General features: G+C 63.3%; 12 protein-coding genes and 1 tRNA gene. 6 read left to right on the top strand and 7 right to left on the bottom strand.

The window, feature by feature from the left end; all coding sequences use genetic code 11:
• Positions 1–48 precede the first annotated feature (48 nt).
• The 5 genes from CRD15_RS06600 to CRD15_RS06580 all read right to left on the bottom strand — a co-directional run bounded on the left by CRD15_RS06600 (position 49) and on the right by CRD15_RS06580 (position 4,631).
• A complete protein-coding gene (locus CRD15_RS06600) occupies positions 49–615 on the bottom strand; it encodes a DUF501 domain-containing protein (protein WP_034994236.1) in 567 nt (188 codons plus the stop codon).
• Between the two features lie 65 nt (positions 616–680).
• A complete protein-coding gene (locus CRD15_RS06595; RefSeq protein WP_034975473.1) occupies positions 681–1,412 on the bottom strand; it encodes a septum formation initiator family protein in 732 nt (243 codons plus the stop codon).
• A 97-nt stretch (positions 1,413–1,509) separates the two neighbouring features.
• Positions 1,510–2,787: a phosphopyruvate hydratase gene (eno, locus tag CRD15_RS06590; RefSeq protein ID WP_034967311.1), complete on the bottom strand. Its 1,278-nt coding sequence runs from the start codon at positions 2,785–2,787 to the stop codon at positions 1,510–1,512.
• Between the two features lie 181 nt (positions 2,788–2,968).
• Positions 2,969–3,844 (bottom strand): lytic transglycosylase domain-containing protein, encoded by an 876-nt coding sequence (locus CRD15_RS06585; RefSeq protein WP_034994238.1) that lies wholly within the window; start codon positions 3,842–3,844, stop codon positions 2,969–2,971.
• A 106-nt stretch (positions 3,845–3,950) separates the two neighbouring features.
• Positions 3,951–4,631 carry a metal-dependent transcriptional regulator gene (locus CRD15_RS06580; protein ID WP_034967317.1) on the bottom strand — a complete coding sequence of 227 codons (681 nt, stop codon included), beginning with the start codon at positions 4,629–4,631 and terminating at the stop codon, positions 3,951–3,953.
• 116 nt (positions 4,632–4,747) lie between these two features.
• On the opposite strand from CRD15_RS06580, the gene CRD15_RS06575 reads away from it, so the two are divergent.
• The 3 genes from CRD15_RS06575 to CRD15_RS06565 are packed head-to-tail and all read left to right on the top strand — an operon-like array spanning position 4,748 to position 7,377.
• The gene (locus CRD15_RS06575; RefSeq protein ID WP_080716132.1) at positions 4,748–5,668 is read left to right on the top strand and encodes a metal ABC transporter solute-binding protein, Zn/Mn family; all 921 of its coding nucleotides are present in this window, start codon (positions 4,748–4,750) and stop codon (positions 5,666–5,668) included.
• Complete coding sequence (locus CRD15_RS06570) at positions 5,669–6,520, top strand: metal ABC transporter ATP-binding protein (protein WP_051879633.1); 852 nt, start codon at positions 5,669–5,671, stop codon at positions 6,518–6,520.
• The gene (locus CRD15_RS06565; protein ID WP_034967321.1) at positions 6,520–7,377 is read left to right on the top strand and encodes a metal ABC transporter permease; all 858 of its coding nucleotides are present in this window, start codon (positions 6,520–6,522) and stop codon (positions 7,375–7,377) included. Before CRD15_RS06570 ends, CRD15_RS06565 begins: the two co-directional genes overlap by 1 nt.
• Here CRD15_RS06565 and CRD15_RS06560 read toward each other — a convergent pair.
• On the bottom strand, positions 7,374–8,708 hold the full coding sequence (locus CRD15_RS06560; protein ID WP_043012672.1) for a MazG nucleotide pyrophosphohydrolase domain-containing protein: 1,335 nt from the start codon (positions 8,706–8,708) through the stop codon (positions 7,374–7,376). The two genes, CRD15_RS06565 and CRD15_RS06560, sit on opposite strands and share 4 nt — an antisense overlap.
• A 10-nt stretch (positions 8,709–8,718) precedes the next feature.
• Positions 8,719–12,477 (bottom strand): transcription-repair coupling factor, encoded by a 3,759-nt coding sequence (mfd, locus tag CRD15_RS06555; RefSeq protein WP_187402198.1) that lies wholly within the window; start codon positions 12,475–12,477, stop codon positions 8,719–8,721.
• Between the two features lie 90 nt (positions 12,478–12,567).
• Between mfd and CRD15_RS06550 the strand changes: the two genes are divergently transcribed.
• From CRD15_RS06550 to glmU, 3 genes are all read left to right on the top strand, one after another.
• A tRNA-Gln gene (locus tag CRD15_RS06550) sits at positions 12,568–12,639 on the top strand.
• 29 nt (positions 12,640–12,668) lie between these two features.
• Positions 12,669–14,051: an MFS transporter gene (locus CRD15_RS06545; protein ID WP_187402197.1), complete on the top strand. Its 1,383-nt coding sequence runs from the start codon at positions 12,669–12,671 to the stop codon at positions 14,049–14,051.
• A gap of 87 nt (positions 14,052–14,138) precedes the next feature.
• Complete coding sequence (gene glmU / locus CRD15_RS06540) at positions 14,139–15,656, top strand: bifunctional UDP-N-acetylglucosamine diphosphorylase/glucosamine-1-phosphate N-acetyltransferase GlmU (RefSeq protein WP_034967335.1); 1,518 nt, start codon at positions 14,139–14,141, stop codon at positions 15,654–15,656.
• Positions 15,657–15,726 lie beyond the last annotated feature (70 nt).

Genomic DNA, 15,726 nt, shown 5'->3' with positions numbered 1-15,726 from the left:
ACCGGAGTACCCCAGAACCACCGGGTTTCAGTGCCCGCTTCGCGCCACTTATTCAGCGACGCTAGCGCTTTCCATCGACGTTCCCAGCGAGGCGGACGTCGGCCAGTCCGCAGGCAGCGCGGCGCCTTCCAGCTTGGGGTTGTTTTCAATCGCCAGCGCCACCGCTTCGGTACCCAGGCGCACCCGCTCTGGCCCCTCCGCCAGGGCGTAGGCGATCAAGACGTGCAGGCATTTCACGCGGTCAGGCATGCCTCCGCCAGAGAAATCCGTGCCCAGATCCTCCATCTTGTTGCGCTCGGCTAGGTAATGCTCGTGCGCCGCGCGGTAGTCGGCCGCCAGCTCTTCGTCTTCGCCCAGTCGATCCTGCATCGTCTTCATCACACCAGCGACTTCCAGGCGGGAAGCCTCGGCGGTCAGGCGCGGATCGGTGAGGTAGTACAGCGTGGGGAAAGGGGTGCCATCGGGCAACCTCGGCTGGGTCTTCACCACGGCCGGAACGCCGTCGGGCGTGTAGTAACTGACTTCCACCACACCGCGCAATGGTCGGCCTAGCTGCTTGCGCATTACCTCAAGGTCATCGTCGGTCGGTGGGCCGGGCTGGCGGAAGTTGGTCATTGCGGTGCTTTCTCGTTTCTTGTATTCGCGGTTTCTTGTATTCGCGGCGTCTTTTGGTCTCGGCGCTAGTTAGCTGGTGCTTGTTCCGGTGCGGGTTGTGGAGCCCCCTCCGGGGCTCCCGGGTTCTGTTCGGGAGCCTGTTCAGGGTTCTGCTCTGGCACTGTCGGCAGCTTGTGGTTTTCCTTCGCCGGGTCGCTGCCCTCGTCCTTCGCTTCCTCTGGGGTAGAGATGGAATCCCATAGCCGCGCATACCAATCCCGGTTGGCCTCGTCGCCGGTGGCATCCTCGCCCTGTTCGGTTCCCAGCTTATCGGCGTGAATCTTCGGGGAGATAATGCGATAGGCCGACTCGCCAGGTTCAATCAGCCCCAGCCGGGTACGCGCTTGCTCCTTGATGTAATCCTGATCGCGGTAGCGGTTGAGCTCGTCGGTCAGCTCCGCCTTTTCTTTCTCTTGCCCCTCGATCTTCGCATTAATCTGTGCCAGCTCCGCGCGTTGCTCGAAGTAGTTGCGCAGCGGGTTTGCGATCGACAGTGCCAGGAAGATCGCCAGCATCAGGGCCACGAGCCACGTCGCTGGACTCATGCTTTTCGGCACTGCCACAAAGGTTCGCGCCATTCGCTTCGGCGCTGTTTGTGCGCGCTCGCGGCGCCTCTCGCGCCTTTCGATCGACCGTGCGCGGGGCAGTCGGGCGGACTCGGGGCGGTCGCTTTCCCGCCCCTTTCTTTCTGACGCCACATCTGCGTGCGCCAGGTCCTCCGGTTCCTTTCCCGGTTCGCCCTTGGTCGATTCGCTCATGGTCTACAGAGTCTAGCGAAGCGAGGCCGAAATGCGAGTAGCCCACGGCCACCAACGTGGGTGGGCGTGGGCTACTGCGAGGCTAATCCGCGCGGGATTACTTGGTGAAGCGTGGGAATGCGGAGCGACCAGCGTAAACAGCTGCGTCGCCCAGGATCTCCTCGATACGCAGCAGCTGGTTGTACTTGGCAACGCGCTCGGAGCGGGCCGGTGCACCGGTCTTGATCTGGCCACAGTTCAGTGCGACGGCCAGGTCTGCAATGGTGGTGTCCTCGGTCTCACCGGAACGGTGGGACATCATGGTGCGGTAGCCGTTGCGGTGTGCCAGCTCGACAGCGTCGAAGGTCTCGGTGAGGGTACCGATCTGGTTAACCTTCACCAGCAGTGCGTTGGCTGCCTTCTCCTCGATACCCTTGGCCAGGCGCTGCGGGTTGGTAACGAAGAAGTCGTCACCCACCAGCTGGACCTTGTCGCCGATCTTGGCGGTCAGGGCGGTGTAACCCTCCCAGTCGTCCTCCTGCAGCGGGTCCTCGATGGAAACGATCGGGTATTCCTCGATCAGATCCTCGTACACCTTGGCCATCTCCTCAGCGGTGTGCTCGCCGCCCTCGAAGTGGTACTTGCCGTCCTTGAAGAACTCAGAGGAAGCAACGTCCAGTGCCAGGGCAACGTCCTCGCCGACCTTGAAGCCGGCCTTCTCGATAGCCTCGACGATCAGGTCCAGGGCAGCCTTGGTGGAGTCCACGGACGGAGCGAAGCCGCCCTCGTCACCCAGACCGGTGGACAGACCCTTGTCCTTGATGACCTTCTTCAGGGTGTGGTACACCTCGGCGCCGACGCGCAGTGCCTCGGAGAAGCTCTCGGCGCCGATGGGGGCGATCATGAACTCCTGGACGTCCACACCGGAGTCAGCGTGTGCGCCACCGTTGAGGATGTTCATCATCGGCACCGGCAGAACGTGAGCGTTCGGGCCACCGACGTAGCGGAACAACGGCAGTTCGGCGGACTCTGCAGCGGCGCGGGCGACGGCCATGGAAACGCCCAGGATGGCGTTAGCACCCAGCTTGGACTTGTTCTCCGTGCCATCCAGGTCACGCATCAGCTGGTCGATCAGGCGCTGATCGTCTGCCTCTACGCCCATCAGCTCTTCGTCGATGTCTTCAATAACGTTCTTGACGGCATTGAGTACGCCCTTGCCCTGGTAACGGTCTCCACCGTCACGCAGCTCGTGGGCCTCATGCACGCCGGTGGAGGCGCCAGAGGGAACGGCTGCGCGGCCGAAGGAGCCGTCGTCCAGCATTACGTCAACCTCCACGGTCGGGTTACCGCGGGAATCGATGATTTCACGGGCATCAATGTTGAGGATCAGGGCCATGTGTCTGCCTCCTTGGCATGTGGCATCGTGTGCCAAACTGTTGATTATCTGTTCTGCATTAACAGCTAACAAGGGTCTCCGCTACGACGCTGGCGCAGCAGTACGCCTCCATTGTGGCACCGTCACAGATTTTTCGCCGTCACCCTCAGAAATTTAGCCCTCCCTAAAGGGGGAACTCCCCCTACAGCGGCGACTGCCCCAGTGCGTAGTTCGCCGCCGCGTCCCGCACATCCGCGACGTACCTATCGGACAGGTTGTACCCCTTAATGGCGCTTGTCCAGCCACTTTCAGTGCTTAGATCGCGCCCCTTGCTGCACAGCAGTACTGCCGCGGAAGCTGCCGCATCATAAACGCTCTGCGGGTTCTTTTCGCCGTCGTTATCGGCATCTACTCCGTAGATCTTCCAGGATTCGGGGATGAACTGCATGGGCCCCAGCGCACGGTCGTACTTCCGGTCGCCATCGAGCCGTCCGTCGTCGGTATCGTCCACCTTCGCAAAACCTTCGCCATTCAGCTGCGGACCGATGATGTCGGGCTCGGCAATGCCCTGGTCGTTAAGCTTGGCAGCCCCAAAGGTCTCTCCGTCGTAGGTTCCGTGGCGAGTCTCTACGTAACCGAGCCCCGCGAGGGTATTCCAGGAAAGACTGCACTCGGGGGTCTTCGCGCGGACGAAAACCTCCGCTTTTCCATAGGCCATCAATGCTTGCAAGGGGATGTTCAGCTCCTCCGACTTCGGTTTAGCCCAGTCCAGGAGCTTCTGATAGCTAGCGTCTGCGTCTTCCAGATCCACAGTCGGAGCGGGAGCCGCAGCCTTCGGCGGCACATCAGTGGGCACCGGCAGGCGGTCGGATTCCGCGTTGTTTTTGCCGGAGACGAAACCGGCGACAAGGTAGCCCACCAGAGCAATAATCGCCAAAAGGGCAACGACCACTACGAAGAAGCCACACCCGCCGAGCAGCCCTCGGTTCGGGCGGCCGCTGTCGGCTGCTTCGCTGGCCTCCCACAAAGATTCGTTCGGTTCGATTCTTTGGGGGCGACGATAGCGGTTAGACGCCATAAATGTCCTTACCTAGCCTGTTTCCTTGTGCACTGTGACTTGCGCACTGTGACTTGCGCACTGTGCACTTGTACACTGCGCATTTGCTACTGCTCTGCTTGCGCCGTTAGCCCTGCGCAGCTTCCCTGACCAATACTGCGCTTAGACTACTGGCCGGCAGCTGAACTCGTTTCTCCGACTCGGCCAAAACCAGCTCTGCCATATCTGCAAACACCCTTTCGCCGACCGTGAACTGTGCCCCTGGCAGTACACCGTTCTGGGTTAGGTAACGCACCAGCGCATCATCCCTGTCACTGATGCGATCCACGACCAGATGTTGGCCCGTGTGGGCGTCAGAAAGAAGGAAAGCCGAACTTTCCGGCACATCGCCCCCCTCATCAGGGATCGGGTCACCGTGCGGGTCGCGGGTGGGGTTATTCAGCAGCGAAGCGATGCGCGCGACGAAGGTATCAGAGACCGCGTGTTCCAGAACTTCGGCTTCGGCATGCACCTCATCGAGGTCGTAGCCCAGATGATTGCACAGAAACGTTTCGATCAGCCGGTGGCGGCGAACCATCGCGAGGGCGATTTTGCGCCCGGTCTCGCTCAGCGCAATGTCGCCGTAGGGGGCGTGCTCGACAAGACCTTGAGCGGACAAACGCTTGATGGCTTCGGAAGCCGTCGACGGGCGCTGTTCCATGTGGGAAGCCAAAACGGAGAGGGATACCCCACTACCGGACCACTCCTGCAGGTCGAAAATTTTCTTCAGGTAGTCCTGAGATCGCTCGGGCAGGTCGTTGACATGCATGCAGCCCAGTGTACGGGGGTGAATGGCTTTAAAGAACTCGTGCTTGTGGTTTACACTGCACTATATTGTTCACTTTATTGAACATTGAAACTCTCGCAGAAGGAAAGTTTAGAAACATGAAAACGAAATCCGCGAAGAAAATGGTCGCAGCGCTGTGCGCCACCGTCCTCACCGCGACAGGGCTCAGCGCCTGCGGCGCCAACGACTCCAAGGACGACAAAGCCGAGGTTCTGACGACCTTCACCATCCTGGAGGACATCACCGCCAACATCGCTGGCGATACGCTCAAGGTTCGCTCGCTGACCAAGCCCGGCGCGGAAGTTCACGGATACGATCCCTCCCCCAGCGACATCGCTGCCGCCTCCGATGCCGAGCTCATCATCGACAACGGCCTAGGCCTGGAGCACTGGCTGAACAAGCTCACCGAAAACAGCAAGGCCAAGCGCGCCACCGCCAGCGACGGCGTCAAGCCCATCAAGATCAAGGGCACCGACGATCCGAACCCGCACGCATGGATGAGCCCAACCATCGCGAAGACCTACGTGGACAACATCGTTAAGGCCCTCAGCGACCTGCGCCCGGACAACGCGAAGACCTACGAGGACAACGGCAAGAAGTACAAGTCCAAGCTCGACGACGTGCAGTCCGAACTACGCGAAGGCCTGGCCTCCCTACCGCACAACCAGCGCGCGCTCATGTCGTGCGAGGGCGCCTTCAGCTACCTCACCCACGATGCGGGCATGAAGGAGGGCTATATTTGGCCGGTGAACAACGAGGGTGAGATCACCTCTCAGCAGATCACCCAGGCTGCCCAGTTCGTGCGCGACAACCACGTCCCTGCCGTGTTCTGCGAATCCACCGTTGAACCGGGACCGAAGGAGCAGGTCATGCGCGATACCGGCGCTCGCGACGGCGGGACGCTGTACGTAGACTCGCTCTCTGCAGCCGATGGCCCCGTGCCGACCTATCTGGACCTTCTTTCCTATGACGCCAAAACCATCGTCAGCGGACTCACCGGTAAGGACACGAAAAAATAGATGAACCCGCCGCAATCTTCAGCTCCCCCGGCACTGGCCGTCGACGACGTGCACGTCAAGTACGGCTCCGTCGAGGCGCTCAATGGCGTGACCCTTAACCTTGAGTATGGGCAGATCACAGCCTTGATTGGCATGAACGGCGCGGGAAAGTCCACGCTCTTCAAAGCCATCATGGGGCTGGTATCGCCCACCCACGGACGGATTTCCATCAATTCCGCCACTGACGGTGAAAGCACCGCGGCCGGGAAAAACGGGGCGGTTGCCTACGTCCCTCAGCACGATCACGTCGACTGGAACTTCCCCATCAGTGTCCGGGAAATCGTTTCCAGTGGGCGGCGCAAAGCACGCTCCAAGGTGGGGCTCCTGCCCCAGGGGTCGGCGCTGCTGGGGTTGAAGAAGTGGCGTCAAGAAAAGAAGAACAACGACCGCATCGTCGATAAAGCGCTACAACAGACCGGGCTGACGGACCTGCAGGATCGGCCCGTCGGAGCCCTATCCGGCGGACAGCGCAAGCGCGTGTTCGTGGCGCGCGGCATTGCTCAGGAGGCGAAGATCATGCTGCTGGACGAGCCTTTCGCGGGCGTGGATACACAGTCGCAGTCGCAGATCACCGCACTGCTGCACGAGCTGGCGGAGGCCGGGACGGCGCTGCTGATCTCCACGCACGACCTGGATCGGCTGCCGGAGCTGTGCGACAACGTGGCGATGCTCAATCGTCGGATCATCGCCGAGGGCGCGCTGGATGAAGTGCTGACGGCGGAGAACCTCACCCGCACGTTTAGCACCGACGCGACGGCCGCAATCGCAGGGGCCGAAGGAACCACGGTAACTATGGGAAAGGAGGCACAGTAATGAGCACGCTCGCAAGCGTTTTCGACCCGATCCTGTTCCCCTTGAGCTACAGCTTCGTCCAGCGGGCGGTGCTCGCCGCCAGCGTGATGGCCGTGGTGGCGGGACTGCTGAGCTGCTGGCTAATTCTGGTGGGCTGGTCGCTGCTCGGCGATGCGGTCTCGCACGCCGTACTGCCAGGCGTGGTGCTGGCCTACATCTTCGGAGCGCCCTTCGCCGTCGGCGCGATGATCGCCGCCCTCATTGCCGTGGGCCTGGTGGGCTCGGTCAAGGAAAGAACCACGCTGCGGGAAGACACCTCCATCGGCATCATCTTCACCACCTTCTTCGCCCTCGGCCTGGTGTTGCTCTCCGTAACTCCCAGCGGCACACACCTGCAGGAGATCCTGTTCGGCAACCTGCTGGGCATTACGCAGTCCGCGCTGTGGCAGATCCTGGCCATTGGCGGCATCGCGTTTGTGGTGCTGCTGGCGAATGCACGCACGTTTACCCTGTGGGCCTTTGACGCCGAACACTCCAGAACCATGGGCTTCAACACGAAGGCCATACGGTGGGCGCTGCTGGCGTGCCTGGCGTGCGTGGTGGTGGCCAGCGCACAGGCCGTCGGCGTGATCCTGGTGGTAGCAATGCTGATTACCCCCGGCGCGACGGCTTATCTGTGGACGAGGCGCTTCCGCCGCATGCTGCTGATCGCGCCGCTGGTGGCGTGGGTGAGCTGCGTGGCGGGCATCCTGCTGAGCTTCAACCTGAATGTCTCCACCGGCGGCACGATTGTGCTGGTGCAGTCAGGGATCTTCTGCCTGACGTACCTCTTCGCCCCGCGCGAGGGGCTGGTGCGGGCGCTGCTGGCGCGCCGCTAGTTGCCCTGCTGCTGGGGGTTATGTTGGGTGCGCAGCTTCTCGCGGAACGCCACAACAGCGTCGTGGAGGCGACGCTCTGCCTCACCGGGGCTATCTAGCTCCAGGCCAACCATCGGGTAGCGGATGTCGGTCGGGATGTCCTTATCCGGGATTCCCCGCTCCCGCGCCTCAGCGATGACGGCCTCCGCTGCGGTCAGGGCGCTGGTGCCAGTCGAGCCGACAGCTGTGCCAACAGAGCTGGCGGGGACTGCCGGACCTGCCGTTTCAGCGGGCGCTTGGACGGCCGGGAACTGTTCCGCGTGCGGCTCCTGGCGGGGCTGTGCAGACTGTGCAGGCTGTGCAGGCTCAGCCTGCTTCTCGGCCGCCTTCCGCTCAGCTTCCTTCTTGGCCTCGCTGTAGCGCAGGTACTCCTCACCGAAACTGCGAATTCGCTGAGCTTCCTCTTCCTTCTTGCCCCCCTCCCATAGGCGATCCTGCTCCTGGCGCGGAACCTGACGCTCGACCTCCTCAAACAGGTAGGGGGCGCGGGCGCGCAGCTTCGCAGAAAACGCCCCGGCCACGTGGCCAATGTCGAAGGCACCGCGGCGGTTGGCGATCTCTGCATGGAACAGAACCTGCAGAAGCACATCCGAAAGCTCGTTGCACAGATCCTGTTCGAGCCATTCCGGGTGCGGCCGCCGGGCAGCTGCCTCGGCTGGCGCATCAGTCGGCGCATCGGAATCTTCGCCAGTGGATTCCCACTTCTCCATCAGGTCGATCGTGCGTGCCAGCTCCTCGGTTTCCTCTCGCAGGAACTTCACCAGGCTGCCGTGGGTCATGGACTGCTCCCACTCCCCCTGGCGCAGCGCACGCGCCATCAGCGCCACCGCGTCCTCGATCTCATCCATCACCGAGGCGGGCACCTCCGTCCGCGTCGTGCGACGCAGACCGGCCACAGCTGCGGTGTGCTCGTCGGTCCCGACGATCTCACCATCCACCACACCATCGCCCGAGTAGGCGATCTCCTGGTCGTTTTCCCCGGTGGTGGCGTCACTCTCCGAAGAACCGGAAGGACCAGCCTCGAGCTCGCGGGCGGGCTCCATATGAACCTTCAGGCTCGGCGCGGTGATGAGGTCCTCACCGGCTTCGAGGCGGGCAACGACAGTCTCGTTCTCTAGATCCGTCGTGACCAGGATGTCCGCCTCGTCGACGGTGTGGCCACCCAGGTCGGCGATGACCCAGCGCACGCGGATGGGCACCTCCTCCGTGTAGCAGACATCGTCACGGAGCAGATCGACTGCCTCCACGGGAATCATCGCGGGGAAACGGGGATCGAGCAATACGACTGACATGGCGGTTATTCTAGCGCGTCGCAGTTTTAGTCGTGCTCTTATCCTTGCCTGCAGCCGTGTTAGAGGCCTTGCCAGTCCCGCCAGACATGCTGCGGATCGGAATGCCCGCCAGCTGGGTCAACGCATCGGCGCACCACTGCACCAGCTCGGTATCACGCAGCGGGACGGCCCGCATTCCCTGACCGCGCTTCGGCGCCGGGATCAGCACGATCTTCGTCGTAGCCCGATAGTTTGCCGCCGGGAACAGACGCTTCAGGCGCACTTGGGTGGAATCCTGCAGCTCGATGGGGCTGAAGCTGATCTTCGACCCAGTGGCCACGACTTCCGTGACCTGCAGGTCGCGGCACAGAAGGCGCAGGCGCGAAAGTACCGCGAGCATCTGAATCTGCTCCGGTGGCTCGCCGTAGCGGTCGCGCAGCTCCTCAAGGACCTTCTCTATCTGCTCCTCGTCCTGCACCTCCGCGAACTTGCGGTAGGCCTCCAGGCGGAGGCGCTCGGAGGCGACGTACTCGGCCGGGATGTGCGCGTCGATGGGCAGGTCGATGCGGATCTCCTTCTTCTCCTCCTCCCGGCCGTCGACGGGCTTGCCGTCGGCCATGGCGCGGAAGGCCTCCACTGCCTCGCCGACCAGGCGAACGTAAAGGTCGAAGCCCACGCCCGCGATGTGGCCGGACTGCTCGGCGCCCAGCACGTTGCCGGCACCGCGCATCTCCAGGTCCTTCATGGCCACGGCCATGCCCGCGCCCAGGTCGTTGTTCTGGGCGATGGTGGTCAGGCGGTCATAGGAGGTCTCGGTCAGCACCTCACCGCGCGGGTACAGGAAGTAGGCGTAACCGCGCTCGCGGGACCGGCCCACGCGGCCACGCAGCTGGTGTAGCTGGGAAAGGCCCATGTGGTGGGCGTTTTCCACAATCAGGGTGTTGGCGTTTGCGATGTCCAGACCCGTCTCCACGATGGTGGTGCACACCAGCACATCGAACTCGCGATCCCAGAAACCCTTCACCGTGGTCTCCAGCTGCTCCTCGCTCATCTGGCCGTGGGCGACAACCACGCGGGCCTCCGGCACCAGGCGGCGAATGTCTGCGGCGGTTTGCTCAATGCTGCGAACCTTGTTGTGCACGTAGAACACCTGGCCGTCACGCAGCAGCTCGCGGCGGATAGCCGCAGCCACGTGCTTATCCTCCTGCGCGCCGACGTAGGTCAGCACCGGGTGGCGGTCCTCTGGCGGGGTGAGGATCGTCGACATCTCGCGGATACCCGCCATCGACATCTCCAACGTGCGGGGAATCGGGGTCGCGGACATCGTCAGCACGTCCACGTGGGTACGCAGTGATTTGATGTGCTCCTTGTGCTCCACACCGAAGCGCTGCTCCTCGTCCACGATGATCAGCCCCAGGTTCTTCCAGTGCACACCCGTCTGCAACAGGCGGTGGGTGCCGATCACGATGTCCACGGTGCCGTCGGCCATGCCAGCGATGACCTTCTTGGACTCCGCCGGGGTGGTAAAGCGGGACAGCTCCTTGATGGTGGTGGGAAAGTCCTGCATGCGCTCGCTGAACGTGTTGTAGTGCTGCTGCGCCAACAGGGTCGTCGGCACCAGCACGGCCACCTGCTTGCCCGACTGCACGGCCTTAAACGCCGCGCGCACCGCAACCTCGGTCTTGCCGTAGCCCACGTCGCCGACGATCACGCGGTCCATCGGCACCGGCTTTTCCATGTCGGCCTTCACGGCCTCGATGGCGTTGTACTGATCCTCGGTTTCGGTGAACGGGAAGGCATCTTCCATCTCCCGCTGCCAGGGCGTATCTGGTGCAAAGGCGTAGCCCGGCGCGGCCTGGCGGCTGGCGTAAAGCTGCACCAACTCGCCCGCGATCTCCCGCACCGCACCGCGGGCCTTGCGCTTGGTGTTCTTCCAATCCGCGCCACCCATCTTCGACAGCGAGGGCTTCTCCCCACCGACGTAGCGCGACAACATATCCAGCTGATCCATCGGCACGTACAGCTGATCGCCCGGCCCACCCCGCTTGCTGGGGGCGTACTCCAGCACCAGGTATTCGCGGCGGGAGGCATCCGGCCCCTTGCCCACCGTGCGTTCCGTCATCTTCACGAACTTGCCGATGCCGTGGGAATCATGCACCACCAGATCGCCCGGCTCCAGCGCCAGCGGGTCCACGCGGTTGCGCTTCTTCGCGGGCTTGCGCTTGCCTGTGGCCTTCGCGTCCACGCGGTTGCCCGTCAGGTCCGTTTCCGTGAAGAACAGCAGGCTGGGGCGCTTGTCATCCCCGGCGAAGGGGAACACCAGCCCCTCATAAGCCACAGCGTGATAGATGCTCACCTGGCGGGGTGCGGGCTCGTCGGCGGTGGTGTGCTTGGACTTCTTGATCCGCCCCAGCCCACGGCTACCGCTGAGGTCCACACCGATCGCCTCGGCCGCGATGCCAGCTTCTTGGAAACGCCGCAGCATGCGGGCCGCCACGGCCGGGGTCGGGGCGGCGAAGGCCACCCTTCCACCGGATTCCACGCGCTTGCGGATGTCGCTCATCAGCGCGCCGATGGCCTCCATCTCGCCGTGCGGTCGGGGCGCCGAGTCGTAGTTGAGCTCCAGAACGTCGGAAGTGTCGGCGTCAAAATCCGCCATCCCGAGCGTAGACAGCGTCCACCAGGGCCGCCCCAGCTTCTGCTGCACCTTCTGTACCGCGTCGATCGAGAGATAAGCCACGCCCTCCATCGGCGCCGAGCCGCCCATGGCGGCGACATCCCAGCCTGCCTCCAGGAACTGCTGGCCGGTTTCGCGCAGGTCATGGGCGCGGCGTTCGACGGCCGCGGGCGCCATCACCAGCGTGTGCGTACCTTCCGGCATGAGCTCCGGCAGTGCCACCAGCTCGGCCGTGTGCAGCGCCGGAATCAGCGATTCCATCCCCTGTACCTGGATTTTCTGGCTGATCTTGTCGAGGATCTCGGCCAGCTCCGTGTTGCCGGCGTGTTCTTGGACAAGGTTCTTTGCTTTGGACGCCACCTCGTCCGTCACAATCAATTCCCGACACGCGTAAACCATCACCTCGTCGGGCTCTACCCCAGGGATGGTCCGCTGGTCGCCGACGCTAAAGGCGCGCACCTCCGTGATTTCGTCACCCCAGAAGTCCACGCGGACGGGCATCTCCTCGGTCGCGGGGAAGATATCCACAATGCCGCCGCGGATGGCGAAGTGGCCGCGTTTGCCCACCACATCGACGTGGGTGTAGCCGAGCTCTTGCAGTCGGTGGGTCAGGGAGTCGAAGTCGATTTCCTCCCCTACCTTCAGCCGCACGGGGGTGACCTCGCCCAGGTTGGACTGCACGGGCTGCACCGCCGCGCGCGTCGGAGCCACCACGACCTGCAGGTTCTCGTCGCCCTCGTGCAGGCGGCGCAGTACTCGCATGCGGGTGGAGACCGTCTCCACAGCCGGGGAAAGCTTCTCGTGCGGCAGAGTCTCCCACGACGGGAACAGTTCCACGCGATCCCCCAGCATGTAGCGCAGCACCGTGGTCAGGTCCTGGGCCTGGCGCCCCGTGGCCGTGACCACCAGCAGCGGAGTACGCTGCGCCAGTGTGCCGACAACGAAAGGCCACGCGCCCTCGGAGGCCTGCATGTGCAGGGAACCCTCCCCCAGGTGCGTCATCATCCCGCGCAGTTTCCCGTCCTGCGCGGCGGCTTTCAGCAGCCCCGCCAGGCTGGGCGCCGGTTTCGGCGAAAGGTTGGCGTTGGCTTGCGACGTGGCTGTCTGACTCATGGCCAACAGTCTATCTTCCACACCACCCGGCGGTTTATGCGCCCGGTTGGGTGTGCTGTAAAGTGTTCGCTGCACATCAATATGTGCGCTTCTCCCATGGTGTAATTGGCAACACTACGGTTTTTGGTACCGTCATTCTAGGTTCGAGTCCTGGTGGGAGAGCTTTTTTATTTGGAAGGGTGGGGCGATACATGTCCGGCAAGTCCAACACAGATTCCAGTAGGTTCTGGCACACATTCACCACGAAATTCATCGGCACGCCACCCGAGAGCGACCTGAAGCACGTCGAAGAGAACGCGGGGCGCTATTCCCTGGGCTTCGGCACACAGAACATCGGCGATCAGATCGTTTCCGCGAAGACGGTTCTGCCGTGGTTCCTGTCGGTCGTCGCCGCCCCGGCGTGGATCATCCCGCTGCTGGTGCCGATCCGCGAGTCCGGTTCGATGCTGCCCCAGGCCTTGTTCCGCCCGTGGCTGCAGACGAAGACCTCGCGGTTGGGCTTCATGCAGGTAGGCACTCTCGGCCAGGCACTGGCGTGCGCGATCATGGTCGCCGCAGCATTGCTTACCAGCGGACTGTTGGCCGGACTGATCATCCTGTTCGCCCTCGCTCTGCTGTCCACTTGCCGCTCTTTGGTATCGCTGACCAGTAAGGACATCGCCGGGCGCACCGTGCCGAAGGGCTTCCGCGGGCGCCTGACCGGTTTTGCCACCACCCTGTCTGGTGCGGTGGCGATCCTGGTGGGCGTGGCCATTCAGGCCGCCCGCGGGGAGCTCACCCCTACCCTCTTCGCAATCCTTTTCGCCATCGCCGCTGTCTCCTGGTTGGCCAGTGCATGGCTGTTTAAGGGGATCCGGGAGGGCGTCACTAAACAAGAAGAAAAAGACCTGCCACAGGGCACGAACTACGTACGCGATGTGGTCGACGACATCGCAGACCTCGTACGTTCTGACCGCTACTTTAGGCGCTTCGTGCTGGTTCGTTCGCTACTACTGGCCTCCGCGCTATCGCCGACGTTCCTGGTCACAATGGCGAACCAGCACAGCGCCGCGGAGAAATCCTCGCTGGCCAGCACCATTTTCACGGGCCTGGGCACCTTCGTTATCGCCGCTGGCGTGGCCTCGTTGCTCGCGGGCAGGGTCTCGGGCTGGCTGTCGGATGTGAGCTCCCGCAACACGCTGTCCGGCGCCGCGCTGTTGGCCACGATCGTCCTAATCGTCACGGTGGTGCTGGCTTATGTTTCTTCGCTTAGTGACGCCCACGCGTGGACCACTGCCCTGGTGTGGTGGCTCCCCATCGCGTTCTTCATCATTTCGCTTGCCCACGCTGCGATTAGGGTCGCCCGCTCCACCTATATCGTCGACATGGCAGAGGGCACGCAGCGCACCCGCTATGTGTCGGTAGCCAACACGCTGATGGGCGTGTTGCTGCTGATCGTGGGTGCGCTGACCAGTGTGCTGGCTCTGCTTTCCCCCGAGGTCGCGCTGGCCGCGCTGGCTCTTTTCGGCCTGCTGGGCGCAGCCCTGTCCAAGAGCTTGCCGGAGGTATCGGTGGGCAAAAGCGAGATTTCTTAAACGCTCGCGGGCGACCCTCACCGACGCGGCGGCGAAGCGACGCTATGCTGGAATTCGCTTTAACCGAAAGTAAGGAATGCCAACAACGTGACTGATGCTGCACAGAACCCCGAAGCTCACCCGAAGGCCCAAGACAAGCCTGTGGCAGTGATCGTGCTGGCCGCTGGGGCGGGTACGCGGATGAAGTCCGCAACCCAAAAGACCCTGCACTCCATCGGCGGTCGCACCCTCCTTTCCCACAGCCTGCACGCCGCTGCCGGCATCGACCCGGCCCGCATCGTTGCTGTCATCGGCCACGGGCGCGACCAGGTCGGCCCGGCTGTAGCCGAGGTATCCAAGCAGCTGGGGCGTGAGATCGATACGGCTGTCCAGGAACAGCAGAACGGCACCGGCCACGCCGTGCAGTGCGCGATGGAGGCGCTGGAGGGCTTCGAGGGCACCGTCGTGGTCACCAACGCGGACGTTCCACTACTTTCACCCGATACCCTGCGGGAACTCACCGCCACCCATAATGGCGCGAGCGTAACCGTGCTGTCCGTCCACCAGGACAACCCCACCGGGTACGGCCGCATCCTGCGCACCAACGACGGCATGGTCACCGCCATCGTCGAGGAAAAGGACGCGACGGAGAAGCAGAAGGCAATCACCGAGGTCAACTCTGGCGTGTTCGCCTTCGACGCTGCAATTCTGCGCGACGGCTTGGCGCAGTTGAATACCGATAACGCCCAGGGCGAGCTGTACCTGACAGACGTTCTGAGCATCGCCCGCCGGGCGGGCCACCCCGTGCGTGCCCACATCGCCGCCGATGCGGCGGAACTGGCGGGCGTCAACGACCGCGTACAGCTAGCCGCCGCAGGCGCCGAACTCAACCGCCGCACCGTAACCGCCGCAATGCGTGGCGGGGCGACCATCGTGGATCCGGCGACGACCTGGATCGACGTGGACGTAAAGGTCGGCCAGGACGTAACCATCCTGCCGGGCACCCAGCTGCTTGGCACCACGACCATCGCCGACAATGCGCAGATCGGACCGGATACCACGCTGGAGAATGTCACGGTCGGCGAAGGCGCACACGTTGTGCGCACCCACGGCTCCGATTCCACCATCGGCCCGCGTGCCGAGGTCGGCCCCTACACCTACATCCGCCCCGGCACGGTGCTGGGCGAAGAGGGCAAGCTCGGCGGCTTCGTCGAAGCCAAGAAGGCAAACATCGGGCGGGGCTCGAAGGTGCCGCACCTGACGTACGTCGGCGATGCAACGATCGGCGAATACTCCAACATCGGCGCCTCCAGCGTGTTCGTGAACTACGACGGCGTGAACAAGCACCACACCACCGTGGGCTCCCACGTGCGCACCGGCTCGGATTCGATGTTTATCGCCCCGGTCGTCGTGGGCGATGGCGCGTACTCTGGTGCCGGCACCGTGATCAAGGAGGATGTACCTCCGGGAGCACTGGTGGTCTCCGGCGGAAAGCAGCGCAACGTCGAGGGTTGGGTCGCTAAGAAGCGCCCCGGCACCCCGGCAGCTGAAGCCGGGGAAGCCGCCGCCAAGCGCGTGGCCGAAGGTGGTTCGCCAGCCTCCACGCCACAAGCTGACCAGCAGTAGCGCACTCCGCCGCTCTGGTTTTGTTGATATCTTTGGGCGCGACCTAAAATGGGGAGCGCCCTATTAAAAG

Origin of the sequence: Corynebacterium sp. LK28 (assembly GCF_014335105.1) — a bacterium.
In the GTDB taxonomy this organism is placed as follows: Bacteria; Actinomycetota; Actinomycetes; order Mycobacteriales; family Mycobacteriaceae; genus Corynebacterium; species Corynebacterium macclintockiae.
Note: the sequence above shows the minus strand (reverse complement) of the source record. Positions and strands in the feature narration are given on the sequence as shown.